The organism is Lentzea sp. NPDC092896 (assembly GCF_044754905.1).
Classification (GTDB): Bacteria; Actinomycetota; Actinomycetes; order Mycobacteriales; family Pseudonocardiaceae; genus Lentzea.
This window is the reverse complement of sequence record NZ_JBIVPX010000001.1, coordinates 1,698,955-1,718,652: the sequence shown is the minus strand read 5'-3', so window position 1 is coordinate 1,718,652 and position 19,698 is coordinate 1,698,955. Positions and strand designations below refer to the sequence as shown.

At 69.7% G+C, this 19,698-nt stretch carries 18 protein-coding genes; 9 read left to right on the top strand and 9 right to left on the bottom strand.

Translation table 11 applies throughout. The annotated features are described in order from the left end of the window. Positions 1–5: 5 nt before the first annotated feature. Together ACIQF0_RS07695 and ACIQF0_RS07690 are read left to right on the top strand one after the other, a co-directional pair. The gene (locus tag ACIQF0_RS07695) at positions 6–857 is read left to right on the top strand and encodes a universal stress protein (RefSeq protein ID WP_401025776.1); all 852 of its coding nucleotides are present in this window, start codon (positions 6–8) and stop codon (positions 855–857) included. 108 nt (positions 858–965) lie between these two features. Continuing rightward, positions 966–1,286: a hypothetical protein gene (locus ACIQF0_RS07690; RefSeq protein WP_401025774.1), complete on the top strand. Its 321-nt coding sequence runs from the start codon at positions 966–968 to the stop codon at positions 1,284–1,286. Here the strand turns inward: ACIQF0_RS07690 and ACIQF0_RS07685 are convergent. Together ACIQF0_RS07685 and ACIQF0_RS07680 are read right to left on the bottom strand one after the other, a co-directional pair. Continuing rightward, the gene (locus ACIQF0_RS07685) at positions 1,283–2,218 is read right to left on the bottom strand and encodes an alpha/beta hydrolase (protein ID WP_401025773.1); all 936 of its coding nucleotides are present in this window, start codon (positions 2,216–2,218) and stop codon (positions 1,283–1,285) included. The genes ACIQF0_RS07690 and ACIQF0_RS07685 overlap by 4 nt on opposite strands. A gap of 61 nt (positions 2,219–2,279) precedes the next feature. Next, positions 2,280–2,855, bottom strand: coding sequence for a TetR/AcrR family transcriptional regulator (locus ACIQF0_RS07680; RefSeq protein WP_401025770.1), 576 nt, complete (start codon positions 2,853–2,855; stop codon positions 2,280–2,282). A gap of 86 nt (positions 2,856–2,941) precedes the next feature. On the opposite strand from ACIQF0_RS07680, the gene ACIQF0_RS07675 reads away from it, so the two are divergent. Then, complete coding sequence (locus tag ACIQF0_RS07675; RefSeq protein ID WP_401025768.1) at positions 2,942–3,991, top strand: saccharopine dehydrogenase NADP-binding domain-containing protein; 1,050 nt, start codon at positions 2,942–2,944, stop codon at positions 3,989–3,991. Here the strand turns inward: ACIQF0_RS07675 and ACIQF0_RS07670 are convergent. Together ACIQF0_RS07670 and ACIQF0_RS07665 are read right to left on the bottom strand one after the other, a co-directional pair. After that, positions 3,984–5,984 carry a neutral/alkaline ceramidase gene (locus tag ACIQF0_RS07670; RefSeq protein WP_401025765.1) on the bottom strand — a complete coding sequence of 667 codons (2,001 nt, stop codon included), beginning with the start codon at positions 5,982–5,984 and terminating at the stop codon, positions 3,984–3,986. The genes ACIQF0_RS07675 and ACIQF0_RS07670 overlap by 8 nt on opposite strands. A gap of 25 nt (positions 5,985–6,009) precedes the next feature. Further along, positions 6,010–6,870, bottom strand: a complete 861-nt coding sequence (locus ACIQF0_RS07665; RefSeq protein ID WP_401025762.1) for an EamA family transporter — start codon at positions 6,868–6,870, stop codon at positions 6,010–6,012. 68 nt (positions 6,871–6,938) lie between these two features. Between ACIQF0_RS07665 and ACIQF0_RS07660 the strand changes: the two genes are divergently transcribed. Both ACIQF0_RS07660 and ACIQF0_RS07655 read left to right on the top strand, forming a co-directional pair. Beyond that, a complete protein-coding gene (locus ACIQF0_RS07660; RefSeq protein WP_401025759.1) occupies positions 6,939–7,790 on the top strand; it encodes a LysR family transcriptional regulator in 852 nt (283 codons plus the stop codon). A gap of 80 nt (positions 7,791–7,870) precedes the next feature. Further along, a complete protein-coding gene (locus tag ACIQF0_RS07655; protein WP_401025756.1) occupies positions 7,871–9,472 on the top strand; it encodes a long-chain fatty acid--CoA ligase in 1,602 nt (533 codons plus the stop codon). Here the strand turns inward: ACIQF0_RS07655 and ACIQF0_RS07650 are convergent. Beyond that, positions 9,465–11,132, bottom strand: coding sequence for a helix-turn-helix domain-containing protein (locus ACIQF0_RS07650; protein WP_401025753.1), 1,668 nt, complete (start codon positions 11,130–11,132; stop codon positions 9,465–9,467). The two genes, ACIQF0_RS07655 and ACIQF0_RS07650, sit on opposite strands and share 8 nt — an antisense overlap. Positions 11,133–11,276: 144 nt before the next feature. Between ACIQF0_RS07650 and ACIQF0_RS07645 the strand changes: the two genes are divergently transcribed. Both ACIQF0_RS07645 and ACIQF0_RS07640 read left to right on the top strand, forming a co-directional pair. Continuing rightward, on the top strand, positions 11,277–12,641 hold the full coding sequence (locus ACIQF0_RS07645; RefSeq protein ID WP_401025750.1) for an MFS transporter: 1,365 nt from the start codon (positions 11,277–11,279) through the stop codon (positions 12,639–12,641). Between the two features lie 13 nt (positions 12,642–12,654). Beyond that, positions 12,655–14,268 carry a tannase/feruloyl esterase family alpha/beta hydrolase gene (locus ACIQF0_RS07640; protein WP_401025748.1) on the top strand — a complete coding sequence of 538 codons (1,614 nt, stop codon included), beginning with the start codon at positions 12,655–12,657 and terminating at the stop codon, positions 14,266–14,268. A 4-nt stretch (positions 14,269–14,272) separates the two neighbouring features. Here ACIQF0_RS07640 and ACIQF0_RS07635 read toward each other — a convergent pair whose 3' ends face one another. Beyond that, a complete protein-coding gene (locus ACIQF0_RS07635) occupies positions 14,273–15,160 on the bottom strand; it encodes a LysR family transcriptional regulator (protein WP_401025746.1) in 888 nt (295 codons plus the stop codon). Between the two features lie 82 nt (positions 15,161–15,242). Between ACIQF0_RS07635 and ACIQF0_RS07630 the strand changes: the two genes are divergently transcribed. Continuing rightward, positions 15,243–16,490 (top strand): MFS transporter, encoded by a 1,248-nt coding sequence (locus ACIQF0_RS07630; protein ID WP_401025743.1) that lies wholly within the window; start codon positions 15,243–15,245, stop codon positions 16,488–16,490. Here ACIQF0_RS07630 and ACIQF0_RS07625 read toward each other — a convergent pair. Further along, positions 16,441–17,097, bottom strand: a complete 657-nt coding sequence (locus tag ACIQF0_RS07625; protein ID WP_401025740.1) for a hypothetical protein — start codon at positions 17,095–17,097, stop codon at positions 16,441–16,443. The genes ACIQF0_RS07630 and ACIQF0_RS07625 overlap by 50 nt on opposite strands. A 52-nt stretch (positions 17,098–17,149) precedes the next feature. Between ACIQF0_RS07625 and ACIQF0_RS07620 the strand changes: the two genes are divergently transcribed. Then, the gene (locus ACIQF0_RS07620; RefSeq protein ID WP_401025738.1) at positions 17,150–17,605 is read left to right on the top strand and encodes a hypothetical protein; all 456 of its coding nucleotides are present in this window, start codon (positions 17,150–17,152) and stop codon (positions 17,603–17,605) included. Between the two features lie 58 nt (positions 17,606–17,663). Here the strand turns inward: ACIQF0_RS07620 and argG are convergent, their stop codons facing one another. Together argG and ACIQF0_RS07610 are read right to left on the bottom strand one after the other, a co-directional pair. Further along, entirely contained in the window at positions 17,664–19,109 is a 1,446-nt protein-coding gene (gene argG / locus ACIQF0_RS07615; RefSeq protein ID WP_360029543.1) for an argininosuccinate synthase, read from the bottom strand. 91 nt (positions 19,110–19,200) lie between these two features. Further along, positions 19,201–19,680, bottom strand: a complete 480-nt coding sequence (locus tag ACIQF0_RS07610) for a hypothetical protein (protein ID WP_401025734.1) — start codon at positions 19,678–19,680, stop codon at positions 19,201–19,203. Positions 19,681–19,698: the final 18 nt, after the last annotated feature.

The window sequence follows — 19,698 nt, the reverse complement described above, 5'->3', positions numbered from 1 at the left end:
TTTTCATGTCCACGGTCGTTGTGGGTTTCGACGGTTCAGACCTGGCGCGGCGCGCGGTGCTCTTCGGCGCCGAGGAAGCTTCCCGGTGCGGCGCCGACTTGCAGGTCGTCCACGCCGTGCGCGCTCCCCTGCCCGAGCCCGTGTTCACACCGATGTCCATCCCGGTGCCGGAGTTCGTCACCGAGGAGACGATGTCCCGCGCGGCCGAGGACCACCTCGCCGAACTGGCCGCCGAACTCAAGGAGGGCTGGCCCGGCCTCCAGGTCGCCACCCACGTGCGGATCGGCCGCCCGGTCGACGTCCTCGCCGCCGAAAACGGCGACCTGCTCGTGCTCGGCTCGTCGGGCCGCACCGGCATCGCGGAGATGTTCCTGGGCTCGACCGCGGTCGAACTCGTGTCGACCGGCGGCCGCCCGGTGATCGTGACGCGGTCCGGCCCTGTCGACGGCCGCGTGGTCGTCGGCGTGGACGGCTCGGACACCTCCACGGACGCGATCGCGTTCGCCTTCGAGCACGCCGCCCGCCACGGCCGCGACCTGCTCGCCATCTACGCGTGGAACGACGTCGGCTGGGCCGAACTCCCGGAGCAGGACTTCGACCACGTCCGCGCAGACCTCTCCAAGGTGCTGGACGAACAACTGGCACCCCACGCCGCGCGGTGGCCGGACGTCCACGTCGCACAGGAGGTCGCGTTCGACGCACCCGCACGCGCGTTGCTCCAGGCGGCCGATGGCGCGGCCCTCATCGCCGTCGGCAGTCACGGCCGTGGAGCGGTGACGCGTGCAATTCTGGGTTCAGTGAGCCACGCTGTGCTCCACCACGCGCCGTGCCCGGTCGCCGTGGTCCATCGGAGGTGACGCGAGATGCGCGGGTTAGCGGCCGTGTTGCTGTGTCTGATGCTCGCTTCGTGCGGCCAAGTGCCACCGGCGCAGGTTCCAGGGCCGAGCACGTCCACGGTCAGCTCCGTGTCCGCTCCTGGCACGACCGTGCCGAGCGTCCCGGCACCGGTGCCCCCGTCGTCGGCTTCGCTGCCGCCCACCCTGCCCACACCGTCGCGAGCCCTCGATCCGGGCGTGAAGACGGTGCGAGGCACGGTGTCCGGCGGGGTCGAGTCGGGCTGCACGATCCTCACCGCGCCCGGTGAGCAGTACCTGCTGCTCGGCGCCGACCCCGCGATCGCGGTGGCCGGCGCCGTCGTGGAGGTGACCGGGAAGGCCGATCCCGGTGCGATGACCACGTGCCAGCAGGGCACGCCTTTCCACGTCAGCAGCACCAAACGGGGTTAGCTCTCCAAAGCCTTGCGCAGGAACGCGATCGCCTGGGTGATCGCGCCCTCGGCGGCGTGCGTGCCACGCAACGCGTTCAACATCACGAAGTCGTGGATCGCGCCCGCGTACCGGACGGCGGTGACGGGCACGCCGGCCTCGCGCAGCTTGTCGGCGTAGGCCTCGCCCTCGTCGCGCAGGACGTCGGCCTCGGCGGTGATCACGAGGGCCTGGGGCAGGCCGGCGAGCTGTTCCTTGGTCGCCCGGAGAGGCGACGCGGTGATCTCGGCGCGCTCCAGAGGGTTTGTCGTGTACTGGTCCCAGAACCACTGCATGCCGTCGCGGCGCAGGAAGTAGCCCTCGGCGAACTGCAGGTACGAGTCGGTGTCGAACGACGCGTCGGTCACCGGGTAGAAGAGGACCTGGGCCTTCAACGCGACATCGCCGCGTTCCTTGGCCTGCAACGTCAGCGCTGCCGCCATGTTGCCGCCTACCGAGTCGCCGGCGACCGCCACGCGGGACGGGTCGAGGCCGTGCGCGGCGCCTGAAGTCTGGATCCATCGCGCGGTGGCGTAGTTCTGGTTGATAGCGACCGGGTAGCGGGCCTCGGGCGAGAGCGAGTAGTCGGGGAAGACGACGGCCGCGCCGGTGCCTGCGGCCAGTTCGCGGACCAGGCGGTCGTGGGTGTGGGCGTTGCCGAACACCCAGCCCGCGCCGTGGATGTAGAGGATCACCGGGAGCGGGCCCGCGACGCCGGCCGGCTTGAGCACGCGGACCTTGAAGCCGTCGAGCTCTACCCACTGCTCGTCGACCTCGGGCTTGTCGACCGGGCCCGACTGCACCTCGTCGACGGCCTTTCGGCCCTCTTCCGGCGCGATCTCGAACAGGAACGGCGGCGTGGCGGTGGCGGCGGCGAACTCGGCTGCGGCGGGCTCGAGGACTGGGCGCTTCATGGCTGCTCCTTAGGGTCGGGTGCCATAAAGCTATTGCGCGATTAAATCGTGCACAACGTAATCACGGACTCACTCGCGGCGGGAATAGTTCCGTCGTCGAGCGAACCGACGCCGCGACCGCGTCGAGGCAGGACTCGAAGTCCTCGCCCGTGTCGATCCAGCGTTCCAGCGCCTCCTGGAAGCAGACCGCGACGAGCCGGGCCACTAGCCGGGCGTCACCCACCGCCGTTCCGCGCTCCACCAGCGCTTCGCAGAGGGCGGTGGTGATCGCAGCGGCCTTGGTGCGTTCGCGTTCCCGCAGTTCCGGACTCGACGCGATCACCGCGCGACGCTCGGCCGTGCGGTCCACGCGTTCCACGAGCAGGGCGCCGACCCGGCGGGCGGCGTCGAGTGCGATGGCCGGCGGTGACTGTTCGGCCGAGGCGAGCACCGCTTCGGTGATCGCGAGAGGCAGCTGTTCCGAACCGGCGAAGAGCACCTCGCGCTTGTCCGGGAAGTAGCGGAAGTACGAGCGGCGGGTGATGCCGGCACGCTCGGCGATCTGCGTGACGGTCACGGCGTCGTACCCGTGCTCGGTGAACAGGTCGAGCGCCGCTCGCCTGAGACGATCTTCGGTTCCGGGATCCCACCTGGCCACAGCCCTACCTTAGCAAGTGATGTCTCAGTGTGCCGTCACCGTGCTAGCCTCGGTGATGACACACTGAGACATCACAGGGAGCCGTCATGAGCATCTGGGTTCTGGGCGCCACGGGACGCGTCGGCCGCGCCGTCACCGGTCGCCTGCTCGACCGGGGCGAGAGCGTGGTGCTGGTGGGCAGGGAGAGCGCACGGCTGCGCGAGATCGCGGCGAGCACCGGCCTGCGGGTCGTCATCGCCGACACGGCCGAGCGCATCGCGGCGGCGATCGCGAAGGAACGGCCTGCCGTCGTCATCAACACCATCGGCGACTACGCCGAGTCCGCGACCACCATCGTCCACGCCTGCCTGCCCGGCGGGCACTACCTCGACCAGGCGGCCGACCTGACCTCGGTCCCCCGGCTGCTCGCCCTGCACGACGAGGCCGTTGCGGCGGGCAGCACTCTCGTCACCGGAGCCGGTTTCGGTGTGCTGGCAACGGAAGCCGTCGTGGCGGCGCTGTGCGAAGGCAAGCCGGTCCCGTCCGAGGTGCGGGTCGACGCGGTCGCCTCGGTGGCCGTCGAGGACGGCCTGCTGGGCACCGCCCTGGCCGCCTCGATCATCGACGTCCTGGTCACCGGCGGACGCCGCTACCGCGCGGGCGGCCTGACGAAGTCGCGCATCGGCGCCGAGGCCAAGCGCCTGACCCTGCCCGACGGCGAGCACGCCGCGGTCTCCGAGGCGCCTTCCGCCGAACTGCTCGCCGCTCAACGAACGAGCGCCGCGCCGAACGTCTCCGCCGCCACCGCCATGATGCCGAGCGCGCCCGCCGCGCGCGCCGTGCTCCCATTCGCGGGACGACTGCTCAGGCTGGAACCGTTGCGCCGCTTCGCGATCAAGCGTCTGGCCGGCATCAGCGCCAAGGCCGCGCCGAGGCCCCGTGAGCACTCCTGGGGCCACGCGGTGGTCACCTGGCCGGACGGCACGACCCGCGAGGGATGGCTGAAAACGGGTGAGGCCATGGACTTCACGGCGGCCGTGTCCGCGGAGATCGCGGCACGGCTCGCCAGGGGCGAAGGCAAGCCCGGCGCGTACACGCCCGCGGCCGCCTTCGGCCCCGATCTCGCCACCGCGGCGGGCGGCGAGATCATCAGCTGACGGTGAAGCCCGCCGTGGCGCCGGTGAAGGCGCTGATCTTGCCGGTCCAGCCGGACTTCTCGTCGCCGTTGTGCACGATCCGGTAGGTGCCGGCGGGGGTGTCCGCCGGGATCTGCCAGGTGATCGTGGCGTTGGAGTTGGCGACGCCGACCCGTGCCCACTGGTAGCGCGTCGACCAGTCGCCGTCGTCGGCCACGCGCACCCAGGCGCCGTTCACCTGCCGCTGCACCTCGAGGAAAGTCCCGTTGCGGTGCAGGTTGTTCTTCGGGTGACCGGTGACGAACACGGACGTCACCGTCTCGCCGCGGCCATAAGAAGCCTTGGGCGCGATCAGAACGTCGCCGTACTTCTTGTCCAACGGCTTGTCGTCGAGCACGACACCGGTCTGCAGGTTGATCTCGGTGAACGGCGGCTTGCCGGGGTTCGGGCCGGCGGGCAACGACGAACCGGCCTTCATCGACGCGGCGAGCTTGCCGAACTCCTGCTGGTACGCGGGCGTGGTGTTGCGGCCGAACAGGGTGGAGCCGCCCTCGTACTGCTGCGAGTCGTACTCCTCCGGCGTGGTGACGTACTGGCTGTAGTCGTTGGCGTAGCCCTGGATCAGCACGTTCTGCACGGGCACCGAGAGCTCGGCGGCGACGGCCTTGCGGATGCGCAGACCCGCGGTGATCGTGACCTCACCGGGCACGGCCACGAGGTGCAACTGTCCGATTCGGACGATCTGGAGCGGCACGATGTTCGGGGTGGCGCCGATCAGACCCGTCGGCACCAGCGAGGCCTTGGGGAACTGGCAGTCCCGCAACCACTGCGGAACCTCCATCTGCAACGGCTCGAAGAGCTTCTTCCACGGCGACTGCATGCCCTCGGAGAAGCCGGGGATCGCCGGTCCGTCCTCGACGCTGCCGGCGATCGTCGACGCGCCGACGACGCCCGAGCAGGTGGTGCCGGGCTGACCGGTCGAGGTGTAGCGACCCTCGACCTGCACGGCCGACATGTCCACGAACCGCATGCGCGAGTCGACGCCGCCGGAGACGGAGGCCTGCGGGCCGTTGAAGATCTCCTGCGCCTTGCGGTTCTGGCGCTCGCCGATGATGCGGGCGTTCTCCCACTCGTTCTCGGTGGGACCGGAACCGGGCTTCAGGTTGAGGTTCGGCGACATGTCGCCCGCGTTGGTGTTCGGGAACGCCGCCACGAAACCGGCGGTGTTGTCCAGGTACCGCACGCCCTCGTCGTCGTGCTCCCACTGGTACGCCGCGTAACCCTTGTTGTCCGGGCTGATCAGCGTGTTGGCGTTGGTGATCGATGTGTTGTGCGTGGCGAACCAGCTGATCGCGCCGACGTTGTTCCCGCCCTGCCTGAACTTCAGCACGGTCATCTGCGGGTCGATGCCGGCCGGGAAGGCGGCCTTGTCGGGGTTGCGGTCGAACGCGACGCGCGACCGGTTGACCGACGCGGTCGTGAGCTCGCCGATGCCGAGGCTGATCGAACCGGGCTTCACGTCCTCGTGCGCCTCGACGACCGACTCGGTGATGCCGTCGACCACCGCCGCCAGCGCCTGCGGCTGCATGCCGAGGATCGACAGGTTGTAGGCGAGGTTGTGCGACTGGCCGCCGGGACCGCTGTGCGTGTGCGTTGCGGACAGCAGCAGGTTCTCGCGGGTGTAGGTGGTGCCGTACTTCGCCTGGAGCTTGGCGAGGACACCTTCCTGGACCGCGCGGAAGATCATCGCGAGGTCGGCGTTGACGTACGCGACGCGCTTGTTCGTGGCGCGGTCGACCACGACGTAGGCCCGCGACCGCAGCCGCTGGTGGATGCCCGTCGTCTTCTGGTCGAACTTCGAGTAGCCCATCATGCCGTTCTCGGCGGCCGGGCCGGTGACGTCGGAGATGCCCCGGCCCACCAGGTACGGCTCGGGTTCCGCCCACGCGAACGGGCCGCTGACCAGCGCCGCACCGACGAGTGCGGCGACCACCGTCAAGACTTTCGTCCGCATGAACACCCCGCTAAGTGAATTGGATTCACATTTCGGGCTTGACGGTAGGTGATCCAGACCACTTCGAGCAAGTCACGGCCAGTGCGTTGGCGGTGACCACGAGCAAGATTCCAGCCCAATGGTGGAGTGCGAGCGTCTCCCCCAGCACCACGAGCCCCGCCAGCGCCGCCAGCACCGGGTGCACGCTCATCGCCAGACCGAACAGCCGCGCGGGCACCTTCCGCAACGCGATCACGTCGACCGCGTAGGGCACGACGCTGCAGAACACGCCCGCGCCGACCGCGTACAGGATCGACATCCCGGTCAGCTTCCCGTGCAGGACCAGCAGCACCGCGACCGGGACGTAGAGCGTCGCGGACATCGCGGTCGCGACGGCGGGCGCCTGCAGACCGGGCAGCCGGGCCCCGACCAGGCGGTTGAGCAGGATGTACGCGGCCCAGCAGGCCGCCGCGAGCAGGCCGAGCCCGACACCGAGGTAGTCACTGCTCGGGCCCGGCAGCACCAGCACGTACACACCGACGGCCGCGACCAGCACGAACAGGAAGTCCTGACGGGTTCGCGACCCGGCCAGCGCGACGCCGAGCGGCCCGAGCACCTCCAACGTGACGGCGAGACCGAGACCGATGCGGTCGATCGCCATGTAGAGGCTGAGGTTCATCGTGGCGAACACGAGACCGAGCGCGATCGTCGGCCACCACTGCGCCCAGGTGAATCTTCGCAGGTTGGGCCGGGCCATCGGGAGCAGCACCGCGGCGGCCACGAACTGGCGCACCGCCACGACACCGGCGGGGCCGATGGCGGCGAACGCGTGAGCGCCCACGGCGGCGCCGATCTGGTTGCTGGCCGCGCTCGCGGTCATCGTCGCGAATCCACCGATGCTCTTCATGACCGAAGCCTGCGTCCTCCCCTTTGATACGGGAAATGCATTGGCCGCGTCACCTATACGCTGAACGCATGGATCTGCGGCATCTGCGGGCGTTCGTGGCGGTGGTCGACGCGGGCACGTTCACCGACGCGGCAAGGGAACTCGACCTGACCCAGGCGTCGGTGTCCCGTTCGGTCGCCGCGTTGGAGGCCTCACTCGGCGTGCGCCTGCTGCAACGCTCCACCCGGCACGTGGCGCTCACCGCCGTGGGCACGCAGGTGCTCGACGGGGCGCGCAGGGTGCTGGACGAGGTCGCGCACCTGCACCGGATCGCGTCGCAGTCGCTGACCGAGCTGCGGATCGGCTACGCCTGGTCGGCCCTGGGCAAGCACACCCGGCGCGTGCAGAAGTCCTGGGCCGCGAAGCATCCCGGACTGCCGCTGGTGTTCGTCCAGTCGAACTCGCTCACGGCCGGCCTCGCCGAGGGCATGGCCGACGTCGCCGTCCTGCGCAAGGCCCTCGACGATCCGCGGTTCGAGACGGCGTTGCTCGGCACCGAACGGCGCTACGGCGTGGTCGCGACGGACAACCCGTTGGCGCGCAAGCGTTCGCTGAAGCTCGCCGACCTGGCCCGGTACTCGCTGGCCGTGGACGACCGGACCGGAACGACCACTTTGGACCTGTGGCAACCGGGCAAGGCCCCTGCAGTCGTCCGCAACACGCACAGCGTCGACGAGTGGCTGACGCTGATCGCCGCAGGTCAGGCCGTCGGCATGACCTCAGAGGCGACTGCAAGCCTGAACCCACGCCCTGGCGTCGCTTATCGAGCCGTGGTGGACGCACCGCCGATCGCGGTGTGGCTCGCGTGGTGGAAGGACCAGCCGCCGCAGCACCTCACCGACCTGATCACGCTGGCGTGCGAGGCCTACCGCGCGGTGTGAGAAATCGCTGCCAGAACACGAGAATGAGTGGAAGCTTCTGCCCTCTTGCCCACCAGGAAGCTCACTTAGGGTGATCTTCCATGGACGGGCTGATGCAACCCCGGCCGCTCACCCTCGCCCACGTTCTGGAGCGAGCCGAGCGGCTGTACGCGCACAAGCAGGTCGTGACGGCCGGGGAACGGGCCACCTACGCCGAGGTGGCCGAGCAGACCCGGCGCCTCGCCACCGCGCTCGACTCGCTCGGCGTCCCGGCCGGCGCCCGCGTCGCCACGTTCGCGACCAACACACGGCGTCACCTGGAGCTGTACCTCGCGGTGCCGATCACCAAGCGGGTGCTGCACTCCATCAACATCCGGCTTTCGGCGGAGCACCTGGAGTACATCGTCAACCACGCCGAGGACGACGTGGTGTTCGTCGATCGCGCTCTGCTCCCCCGAATATGGCCCAGTGCCGGACGGATGCGGACGGTCCGGCACTGGGTCGTCCTGCCCGACGACAGCGACGTGGAGATCCCCGCCGATCCCCGTGTCCTGCACTACGACGAACTGGTCGCGGGAGCCGCACCGTTCGCGGGCTCGTTCGAGGACCAGTTCACGCTCGCGGACGAGAACCTGGCCTCCGGGCTCTGCTACACGTCCGGGACGACCGGACCACCCAAAGGCGTGCTGTACAGCCATCGCTCGACGATCCTGCACTGCCTCGGCACACTCGCGGCCGGTTTCATCGGCCTCAGCGAGAGCGATGTCGTGATGCCGATCGTGCCCATGTTCCACGCCAACGCCTGGGGTCTCCCCTACGGCGCGATGATGACCGGCGCCTCGCTGGTCCTGCCCGGCCCGTCCTCGGAGCCCGGCCACCTGCTGCGGTTGATGGCGACCGAACGGGTCACCGTCGCGGGCGCGGTGCCGACGGTGTGGACGAGCCTGGTCACCGAACTGCGGTCCCACGACCTGAGCGCCACGCGGTTCCTGCTCGGCGGCGGCTCGGTGATCGCCCCGGCGCTGTCCGAGATCTACCGCGCCGCGATCGGCGTGCCCATCACGCACTCCTGGGGCATGACGGAGATCAGTCCGGTCGGGACGATCAGCGGCACCCGCAGTCAGCACCAGGACGCGCCCGCGGACGAACAGGTGGCGGTGCGGGCCTCCCAGGGCCAGCCGCTGCCGCTCGTGAACCTGCGGATCGCCGACGTCGAGACCGGCGCGGAACTACCGCGTGACGGCAAGGCCATCGGCGAACTGCAGGTGGCGGGCCCGTGGGTCGCGGGCGGCTACTTCCAGGTGGACGCACCGGACAGCTTCACCGGCGACGGCTGGCTGCGGACCGGCGACCTCGCCACGATCGACGCCGACGGCTACGTGCGGCTCGTGGACCGGATGAAGGACCTGATCAAGTCCGGCGGCGAGTGGATCTCGTCCGTCGAACTGGAGAGCGCCCTCACCTCGCACCCCGACGTCGTCGAGGTCGCCGTGGTCGCGCGCCCGGACCCGAAGTGGGGCGAACGCCCGGTCGCCTACGTCGTCCTGCGCGACGGCAGCGCCGCCACCGGCGACGACCTGCTGCGGCACATCACACCCGCGGTCGCCAAGTGGTGGCTGCCCGACGAGGTCGTCTTCCGGACCGCACTGCCGAAGACGGGCACCGGCAAGCTGTCGAAGAGCGCTCTGCGCGCGGCTAACTGAGGTCCCGCAACCGGTGCAGCTGCAACCCGAGTTGCAGCTCCAGGTCGTTCTCGGTGCGCCAGTCGGCACCGAGAACGTCGCTGACCCGGTCCAGTCGCTTCAGGAGTGTGTTGACGTGCACGTGCAACGCGCGCGCTGTCGCCGCGACGTTCGCACGGTGGTCGTAGTAGGCGCAGAGGGTTCCGAGGAGATCGGTTCCGCGCCGTTGGTCGTAGTCGGCGAGGGGTCCCACGGACTCCGCGAGGAAGCGGTCGAGTTCGCCGGCCCGGTCCACGTCGAAGATCAACGCGTAGAGGGAGTACCGGCCGGTCGTGGCGCCGCGGTCGGTGTGCCCGAGTGCCCGCATGACCGCGCCGCACCGACCGGCCAGGGAGAACGCGCGCGACCAGTCGTGGTTGACCGCCCGCTCCCCCACCACGACGACGGGAGCTCCTGACGCGCGCCGCAGCCGGCGGTGGACCTCCTCGACGGTGCGGTCGTCGTCCGCGCTGGGCACGATCAGCGTCGCCCGGCCGAGGTGTTCGCCCGCCAGGCCGGAACGGTCCCTGGCGATGTCGTGCAGGTGGCGCACGAGGTCGGTGGAGGGCGCCGGGGAGTCCGCGACGAGAACCAGGTTCAGCCGGTCGGCGTTGATGTGCCGGGCCTGGGCGCGCGAGCGCTGGGAGGGGCTGATCCCGGGGCCGCCGACCATCAGCTCGGTCAGCAGTTCGCCGCTGAGCCGTTCGCTCGCGTCGGCGACCGCGCGTTCCTTGAGGATCAGCAGGCCGAGGATGTGCGTGGCCCGTTCGAGCGTGCGCAGGTCCATGTCATCCGAGACACCGTGCTCCTGCAACGCTTCCCGGCTCCACGACAGCGCGCCGAGGTAGCTGTCCCCCGCCCTGATCGGGGCCACGCTGTGCGCGATCCCCTCGGCGTCGACCGAGGTCGTGACCCGGCCGGAGTGATGTCCGGCGGCCCGGTCGAGCACGACCACGCTCCCGCCGAGCTGGCCGGCGAGGACCTGCGCGACGTCGTCGGGCGTGCCGCCCTCCAGCACCACGCCGGTCAGGGTCTCGTGGATCGCCTGCGCCCGTTCGACGACGGTCATGTGTTCTTGCAGGTCCTGCAACGCTTTCCGGCTCTTCTCGTAGAGCCGGGCGTTGTCCAGGGCCACGGCGGCGTGGTCGGCGAACGCGCTCAGCAACGCGATCTCGCCCGCGTGGAACGACCGCTCGGAGCGGTACGCGGCGAACAGCGCGCCCACCACCTCGTCGCGGATCACCAGTGGCACGCCGAGGAGCGCGACCAGGTCCTCGGTGCCGACCAGCACGTCGAACCCGGCGTCGTGGTCGATGTGGGTCGAGGCGGCGTAGTTGGGCACCCACTGCGGGCGCCGGGTGGCCAGCACCTTGCCGCCGAGTCCGACGCCGGCCGGGATCGTGGCGCTCAGGAACGCGGCGGAGATCGTGCCCTCGGCCGCCTTGGCCGACAGCCTGCCGTCCGCGACCAGCGACAGGTACGTGAAGTCCGTGCCCATCAGGTCGTGGGCGTGGCGGACGATCGACTGCAGCACGGCGTCGAGCTCGCCGAGGGCCGTGAGCGACTTCGCCGTCGCGTACAACGACGCCAGTTCGCGCTGGCGGCGCACGAGTTCGTGCGACTCACTCGGGTCGATGGTCACGTTGCCATTGTTACTCAGACGCTGGTGGTGGAAAGGTCCACCGAACCAACGTGAGGGGTGTGTGATCCAGACCTCAGCCACCGGGTGTCGCCGCCCTAGCATTGGCCGTCATCACCTGCCGGTTCACCGACGAAGGCGGCATGTATGGCAACCCCTCTGGCCCAGCCCGAAGAGCAGTCCGCGACCCGGCGCCGAGGCTTCCGCAAGCTGCTGACCGCGGGGCTGATCGGCAGTTCGATCGAGTGGTACGACTTCTTCCTCTACGGCACCGCGGCCGCGCTGGTGTTCCCCAAGGTGTTCTTCCCGCAGTCCTCCGCGCTGACCGGGACGCTGCTCGCGTTCAGCACGTTCTGGGCGGGTTTCGTGGCGCGTCCGATCGGTGGCGTGCTCGCCGGGCACTTCGGTGACAAGTACGGGCGCAAGCCGGTCGTCGTCGCCTGCCTGGCGCTCATGGGGGCGGCGACGTTCCTGATCGGCTGCCTGCCCAGCGCGTCGGCCGTGGGGGCGCTGGCGCCGATCCTGTTGGTGACGTTGCGCTTCCTTCAAGGGCTCGCGGCAGGCGGCCAGTGGGGCGGCATCATGCTGCTGCTCACTGAGTCGGCGAGCCCGAAGCGGCGCGGGTTCGCTGGAACCTTCGGGCAGACCAGCGTTCCCGTCGCCGTGATCATCTCGAACCTGATCTTCCTGGCCGCCAGCGGCCTGATGCCGAACGACGCGTTCCTCAGCTGGGGCTGGCGGATCCCGTTCCTGCTCAGCGTCCTGATGTTCGCGGTGGTCCTGTACATCCAGTCCAAAGTGGAGGACACGCCGGAGTTCCGGGAGCTGCAGAAGGAGGTGGCACAACCGGAACGCGCCGTCGTCAGGGCACCGCTCGCGCAGGTCATCCGGAGCAGGTGGGGCACGATCCTGCTCGCCTGCGGGATCCTCTCGGCCACCAACAGCCTCTTCTACGTCAGCATCGCCGGCCTGCTGAACTACGGCACCACGTCCCTCAAGCTCGACCGCGTCCCGCTGCTGACGGTCGTGCTGCTCAGTTCCGTGGCGATGCTCGCGGTCCTGCCCTGGGCCGGGCACGTGTCGGACCGGATCGGGCGCCGGCCGTTGATCCTCATCGGCGGCCTGGGTGTGGCGTTGTGGGGCTTCCCGTACTTCGGGCTCGTCAACACCGCGTCGCTGCCGCTGATCTTCGTCGCCGTGGTGGTGGGATTCATCTTCCAGAGCCTCACCTACGGCCCGATCGCGAGCTTCCTCGGCGAGCTGTTCGCGCCCAACGTCCGCTACTCCGGCGCGTCGCTGTCCTACCAGCTCTCCGCGATCATCATCAGCGGTGGCACGCCGTTCCTGATGACCGCGCTCATCGCCCAGACCGGCAGCACGATGCCGGTCGCCGCCTACATCACGCTCATGGGGCTGATCACCTTCGTCAGCGCGTGGTTCCTCCCCGAGACGAACCCCGCCGAGGTCCGCGAGGACCCGCTGGCCGTCCCCGGCACCCACCTCTACCGTTGACAAGGAGTCCGGCGTGAAGCTAGCCCTGCTCTCGACCGCACTTCTGTTGCCAGGAATGACCTTTCTCGGCGCCGTACCGGCCAGTGCGACGACCTCGTGCGCCGACCTGAACCAGGTGCGGATCCCCGCCTCGGTCATCAGCCTGCCGACCACCGGTGGTCGCGTCACCGCGTCCGCCGTCACGTCCAGTGTCGTGAGTGGACAGACGATCGAGTACTGCCAGGTCGACGCCGACCTGTACCCGGTCGACCCGTCCGCGCCCGCCATCAAGACGCGCGTCGCGCTGCCGAACGGCTGGAACGGCAAGGCGTTGATGTTCGGTGGCGGTGGCTACAACGGAACGATTCCCGCCCTGACGGGGAACGTGCCGTTCGCCGCCCCGGACACGGTCGCACCGTTGGCGCGGCGGTACGCGACGTTCGCGAGCGACTCCGGCCACCAGCAGGGTGCGGGAACCGTTCCGTCGCTGGACGGCTCGTTCGGCGTGAACGACGAGGCGGTGCGGAACTTCGCCGCCGGTGACGCGCTGAAGAAGACGCACGACGCGAGCCTGTTCCTGATCCGGCGTGCCTTCGGGAAGAACCCGGCCGAGACGTTCTTCGCGGGCGGCTCGACGGGTGGCCGCGAAGCCCTCGTCGTCGCTCAGCGCTGGCCGCGGGCGTTCGACGGCGTGATCTCGGGCTTTCCCGCGTGGAACAACCTCGCCGAGGGCCTGTACCTGGGACATCTGACGCAGGTCCTGTCCCGTCCCGGCGCGTTCCCCGCCCCCGCGAAGCAGACCCTGTTGTACGACAGCGTGATCAACGCGTGCGACGGCGCGGACGGTGTGCTGGACCGGGTCGTGTCGAACCAGCGCTGCCAGTTCGACCCGCGTGTCCTGCGGTGCCCTGACGGCGCCGACACCGGCCCCACCTGCCTGTCCGATCCGCAGATCGGGGCCGTGACCGCCATGTCCACGGCGTTCCGGTGGCCGTACCGGGTCGCCAGCGGTGAGACCCAGTACCCCGGTTTCCCGTTCCTCTCGGGCGCGGACATGCGGACGCCGTTCCTCGGGTTCGGCACGACCGCGCCGGCGAATCCCATGCCGGTCACCAGCGGCTACGGCGTGCAGTACTGGGACCAGTGGGTGAAGTACTTCCTGACCCGCGACCCCGGCTTCAACTCCCTCGACCTGGACCCGTCGCGTCCGGGGAAGTGGCTCGACCGGATCAGCGAGCTCTCCACGATCCAGGACCGCAACAACGTGGACCTGCGCCCGTTCGAACGGTCCGGCGGCAAGCTGCTCCTGCTCCACGGCTCCGCGGACGAGTTGGTGTCCCACCGCTCGACGAACGACTACTACGAGCGCGTGCGCGACCTCCTCGGGCCCAAGACCACGGACAGGTTCCTGCGCTACTACCTCGTGCAGGGCGCCAACCACGCGAACTTCGGCACGCCGGCGTTCGCCGCAGGGTGGGACTCGCTGTCGGCACTCGAACGCTGGGTCCAGAAAGGACAGTCGCCGGTGAACCCGGTCGTGGCCGACTTCGCCCACAACCGCACCCGTCCGCTCTGCGAGTACCCGGGCTGGCCCCGGTATCGCGGCGGAGATCCGAACGCGGCGTCGAGCTTCTCCTGCGCCCGATGACCGGTCAGCGCGTGAAGAACTCGTGCACCACCGCGATCAACGCCCTGGTCGCGGCGCTGGGCCTGCGTCCGGCGGGCCACGCGAGTCCCAGCGGCCAGCGCAGGTCCGCGCCGGTCACGGTCAGGGTCTTGACGTCCGCCGCGGCGCCGATCACGTAGTCGGGCAGCAACACGACGCCGAGGCCGTGCCGGACGAAGTCGACGCCCGTGTAGATGTCGGACATCTCCACGGTCACCCGGCGCGGCACGGCGTTGGCGGCGAACGCCCGGTCGGCCACGGCCCGGTTGCCGTAGCCCAGCGGCGAGTCGATGAAGTCCAGCCCGGCGAGGTCGCCGATCGACACCTCGTCCCTGGCGGCCAGCGGGTGGTCGCGAGGCACGACCAGGTCCATCACCGAGTGGGACAGCTCGTCCAGCACGATCCCGGCCGGCGCCTCACCGGGCAGCGACACGAACGAGAGGTCGAGCCTGCGGTCCAGGAGCTGCTCGACGAGTCCCAGCGACCCCGTGGTCGCCGCGTTGGTGCGCACCAGCACGCCGGGATGACGCCGGTGGAACTCGCCGAGCAGCGCGGGCAGGTTGATCAGCGCCACCGAGGTCAGCGTGCCGAGCCGGACGGTGCCGGTCAGCCCGCCCTGGACCTGCGCGACGGCGTCCCTGGCCTCGGTGGCGGCGTCCAGCACGGCCTGGGCCTTCGGCAGGAGCGCCTCCCCCGCGTCGGTCAGCAGGACGCGCTTGGCGTTGCGGTCGAGCAGGACGGCGCCGAGCTCGCGTTCGAGGGTCTTGATCGCGGCCGAGACGGCGGACTGCACGACGTGCACGCGGGCGGCGGCGCGGGTGAAGCTGCCCTCTTCCGCGACCGCGACGAAGTATTCGAGCTGCCGGAGGTCCACACCAGCGAGTATCTCAGAAAGTGATGATCATCAGCTTCAACTTTCGTTGGACGTGATGCATCGAGGCACGCAAGGTGGAGGCATGTCCTTGGTCCTCGATTCACCGGTCGCCGAACGACCTGCCGCCAGCGCGCACCACGGCAGGGGTTTCTGGGCTGTGGCCGGCACGTTCCTCGTCGCGATGGCCTACTCGACCGTTCCCGCGCCCCTGTTCCCGCTCTACGTCGCACGCGAGGGCTTCTCGACGTTCGCGATCACCGTCGTGTTCGCCGCCTTCGCGGTCGGCGTGGTGATCAGCCTGGTGCTGGCGGGCCACGTCTCGGACTGGGCAGGCCGCAAGGCCGTCCTCATCCCCGCGCTGAGCCTGGAGATCGTCTCCGCGCTGCTCTTCCTGACCAGCACCTCGCTGCCGGTCCTGATCGTCGCGCGGGTGATCAACGGGCTGGGCGTCGGCATGATCGCCGCGACCGCCACCGCCTACCTCTACGACCTGCACTCCCGGCACCGCCCCGGTGCGTCGCCGCGCCGCTTCGAGATCGTGTCGACCGCGGCGAACATCGGCGGACTCGGCGTCGGCGCCCTGGTCGCCGGCGCGCTCGCGCAGTACGCGCCCTCGCCGCTGAGCACGCCGTACGTCGTGCTGGCCGTGCTGCTCGTGGTGAGCATCGCCGCGGTCGCCCTCACGCCGGAGACCGTGGTGCGCAAGCGGGTCTCTTACCGTCCACAGCGGATCAGCGCCGACCACGGCGACCGCACCGGCTACTTCGCGGCGGCCGCCGGGGCCGTCTCGGCGTTCGCGGTGTTCGGCGTGTTCACGTCCGTCGCACCGGGCTTCGTGGCGGGCCAGCTGCACCACCCGTCCCGGCTGCTGGCCGGGCTCGTGGTGTTCCTCGTGTTCGGTGGAGCGGCGCTCGCCCAGACCGTGACCGGCGGCCTCTCCCTGTCCGTCCGCCGTGCTGTGGGCCTGGGCGGGCAGGCGATCGGCGTGCTGCTGGTCGTGGCCGGGATGTACGCGACGAGCTTCCCGTTGTTCCTGGTCGGCGGCGCGCTCGCGGGCGTGGGCGCCGGTGTGCAGTTCAAGGCGTCGGTCGGGGTGGTCTCCGCGATGGCGGCGCCGGAGAAGCGCGGGGAGGCGCTGGCGACGCTGTTCTTCATCGCCTACCTCGGGCTGAGCGTGCCGGCGGTGTCGATCGGGCTCGCCACCCGGTACCTCGCGCCCACCACGGTGATGGCGTGGTTCGCCGGGATCCTGCTCGTGCTGCTGGCCGGGGTGGCTGCGCTCAGTCGACGTGCAGCCGGATCGGGTGCAGGACGTCCTTCTCGCACGTGAGGACGTTCAGGTTGCCCTCGCGGCCGAACTCCCACTCCACGTCGTCGCCGGACGGCTCGTGGGTGGCCAGCGAGAGCGTCTGGCGTTGCGCCGCACCGCACTCCGGGCACTCGAACTCGCTCGGGCCGGTCTGCCACCACGGCGTCCAGCCACCGATCTTGGTGCCGCCGGAGGTCTTGGTCGCGTGCTCGGTGAAGCGGATCGGTTCGAGCACGTTCACCGTGGGAACGTAGATCTCCTCCTGCACGGACGGTTCGGGCTCCTCCTCGATCAGCTCGAACACCGTCGTGGAGTCACGCCACACCAGCCGCACGTCCGGGCCGTAGGAGTGCGGAAGGTCGTGGTGGAGCGTGCAGAGGAACACCTGCAGGAGATCGGTGCCGTCCGGGAACGGCAGCTCCGGGAAGTCCCGCTGGTAGAGCTGCACGGCGCCAACGAACGGTTCGCCGGAGCCTGCGGGATCGTGCGCGGCGCCGTCGCAGTGCGGCCACGGCTCGTCGATCGGCCACAGCATCGGGCCGCCGATGTGGCTGTCGGCGTCCGTCGGGTCACCCTCGAGCGGGTTCAGCAGCACCGCGGGCCTGGCCTGCTCAGCCTTGATCGACACAGCGCAAGGCTAGCGGGGTAACGACTGTGAGCGCGATGCCGACCTCGGGGGCATGAGGTTCTCGATCACAGCTGTGCTCCTCGCCGTCCTCGTGGCGGGCTGCACCCCGGAGATCACCGGGTCCGGTTCCCGTTCGGACTCCGAGTCGCCCACGACTCCCACCACCGCACCGGCCACCACGACTCAGGCCGCGGTCACCGCGCTGAACGGCGTGCCGCCCGAGCAGTACGAGAGCCTGCCCTCGAAGTACTGCGACCGGGTGTTCCTCGGAGCCCTCAGCAAGCCGATGCTGGCCGTCGTGATGGAGACCCCGAAGGGCAGGCTGAACTGCGACCAGGCCGGCGCGGTGCTGTTCGACTACTACGCGGAACGCCTGGAGCCGAAGACAGGACTGCCACCGATCAAGGTCGGATCGATGTCGTGCAACCAGGTCCCTGAAGGCATCATGCCGCAGGTCGTGTGCGCCGACGAGGAGAACGTCATCTACTCGATGTGGCCCCAGACCTGACGAGAACGGGGCCGGCGGAGTGATCTCCACCGGCCCCGTGTTCTCGGGAAAGTCCGTGCTAGTCCGTGCCGAACTCCATCGCCGCCGCGTCGAGCAGCTCGTCGGCCGCCGAGACCTCACCGCGCGAGGCGATGGCCTCCGCGCCGCCGTCCGGCACCTCGCCGATCAGCTGCGTCGGCTCGGGCAGGGCCGGGATGAGCGCCGACTGGCGGGTGCCGACCATGCCGAGGCCCGCGAAGAGCTCCAGCTTGGCGCGGGAGTCCGCGATGTCGAGGTTGCGCATGGTCAGCTGGCCGATGCGGTCGACCGGGCCGAACGCCGAGTCCTCGGTGCGTTCCATCGACAGCTTGTCCGGGTGGTAGCTGAACGCAGGGCCGGACGTGTCGAGGATCGAGTAGTCGTCGCCCCTGCGCAGCCGCAGCGTGACCTCGCCGGTGATCGCGGAACCGACCCAGCGCTGCAGCGACTCGCGCACCATCAGCGACTGCGGGTCGAGCCAGCGACCCTCGTACAGCAGACGGCCGAGCTTGCGGCCCTCGTTGTGGTACGCCGCGACGGTGTCCTCGTTGTGGATCGCGTTCACGAGGCGGTCGTAGGCGATGTAGAGCAACGCCATGCCGGGCGCCTCGTAGATGCCGCGGCTCTTGGCCTCGATGATGCGGTTCTCGATCTGGTCGGACATGCCGAGACCGTGGCGGCCGCCGATGGCGTTCGCCTCCAGCACGAGGTCGACAGCGTCGTGGAACTCCTTGCCGTTGATCGTGACCGGGCGGCCCTGGTCGAAGCCGATGGTGACGTCCTCGGTCGCGATCTCGACCGACGGGTCCCAGAACTTGACGCCCATGATCGGCTCGACGATCTCGATGCCCTCGTTGAGCAGTTCGAGCGACTTGGCCTCGTGCGTCGCGCCCCAGATGTTCGCGTCCGTCGAGTACGCCTTCTCCACCGACGAGCGGTAGGGCAGGTCGCGCTCAAGAAGCCACTCGGACATCTCCTTGCGGCCGCCGAGCTCGTTCACGAACGCCGCGTCGAGCCACGGCTTGTAGATCCGCAGCGACGGGTTCGCGAGCAGGCCGTAGCGGTAGAACCGCTCGATGTCGTTGCCCTTGTAGGTGGAGCCGTCGCCCCAGATCTGCACGTCGTCGTCGAGCATGGCGCGCACGAGCATGGTGCCCGTGACGGCCCGCCCGAGCGGGGTCGTGTTGAAGTAGGCGCGACCACCGGAACGGATGTGGAACGCGCCGCAGGCGAGCGCCGCGAGACCTTCCTCGACCAGCGCGGCACGGCAGTCGACGAGACGCGCGATCTCGGCACCGTACGTACCGGCACGGCCGGGGACCGTGTCGATCTCGGGCTCGTCGTACTGCCCGATGTCCGCGGTGTACGTGCAGGGCACAGCGCCCTTCTCACGCATCCACGCGACCGCGACGGAGGTGTCGAGACCACCGGAGAAGGCGATGCCGACGCGTTCGCCGGCGGGAAGTGAAGTGAGCACCTTGGACACGTTGAGAATTATGCACGACGATGTATGGGCATGCACGTCGGGTGCCTGTTAGTTGCGCCTCAGCACTATCGCCGCAGTTCAGGGCCGTCGACTAGGCCGGATCGAGCTCGTCGGCCTTGGCCTGCATACGTTGGATGCTGCCCTCATGATCCATGGAGCGCATCGCCGTGATGGCCGCGTACAGATGCGCGCCCACGTACGGGTCCTGCTCCTTGCGTTCGTTGACCTCGCCGAGCGTGGCGTTGTACATCGCGTCCGTCATCGCAGCGAGCAACGCACGTGCGCGCGGGGCGACACCCTGGGGCGCGGCGGCATCGATGATCGGCGTGACGCGCTCCCACACCTCGTCCGGCGGGCCGGGCGGGTACAGCTGGTTGAGGCCGAGCAGGCCGTTCTCCAGCGCGCCCATGACCAGCCAGATCTCACCCTCGTCGGCGGGCAGCATTCGTGCGACGGCCTCGGCGTCCCGTTGCCGGTAGGCGACGGCGAGCCGCAGGCCGATGGCCTGACTCCGGTTCTTGCTGGCGGGCTCTTCGAACCACCACTGCTGTTGCGCGGTCCTCGGGAACATGTTCGCAGTCTGCGGTAC

Bases quoted from the DNA above. Each gene is read 5' to 3' on its own strand.
- ACIQF0_RS07610 (WP_401025734.1), bottom strand. From the start codon at position 19,680: ATGTTCCCGAGGACCGCGCAACAGCAGTGGTGGTTCGAAGAGCCCGCC.
- ACIQF0_RS07645 (WP_401025750.1), top strand. From the start codon at position 11,277: ATGGCAACCCCTCTGGCCCAGCCCGAAGAGCAGTCCGCGACCCGGCGC.
- ACIQF0_RS07675 (WP_401025768.1), top strand. From the start codon at position 2,942: ATGAGCATCTGGGTTCTGGGCGCCACGGGACGCGTCGGCCGCGCCGTC.
- ACIQF0_RS07665 (WP_401025762.1), bottom strand. From the start codon at position 6,870: ATGAAGAGCATCGGTGGATTCGCGACGATGACCGCGAGCGCGGCCAGC.
- ACIQF0_RS07660 (WP_401025759.1), top strand. From the start codon at position 6,939: ATGGATCTGCGGCATCTGCGGGCGTTCGTGGCGGTGGTCGACGCGGGC.
- ACIQF0_RS07695 (WP_401025776.1), top strand. From the start codon at position 6: ATGTCCACGGTCGTTGTGGGTTTCGACGGTTCAGACCTGGCGCGGCGC.
- ACIQF0_RS07655 (WP_401025756.1), top strand. From the start codon at position 7,871: ATGGACGGGCTGATGCAACCCCGGCCGCTCACCCTCGCCCACGTTCTG.
- ACIQF0_RS07685 (WP_401025773.1), bottom strand. From the start codon at position 2,218: ATGAAGCGCCCAGTCCTCGAGCCCGCCGCAGCCGAGTTCGCCGCCGCC.
- ACIQF0_RS07630 (WP_401025743.1), top strand. From the start codon at position 15,243: ATGTCCTTGGTCCTCGATTCACCGGTCGCCGAACGACCTGCCGCCAGC.
- ACIQF0_RS07670 (WP_401025765.1), bottom strand. From the start codon at position 5,984: ATGCGGACGAAAGTCTTGACGGTGGTCGCCGCACTCGTCGGTGCGGCG.
- ACIQF0_RS07620 (WP_401025738.1), top strand. From the start codon at position 17,150: ATGAGGTTCTCGATCACAGCTGTGCTCCTCGCCGTCCTCGTGGCGGGC.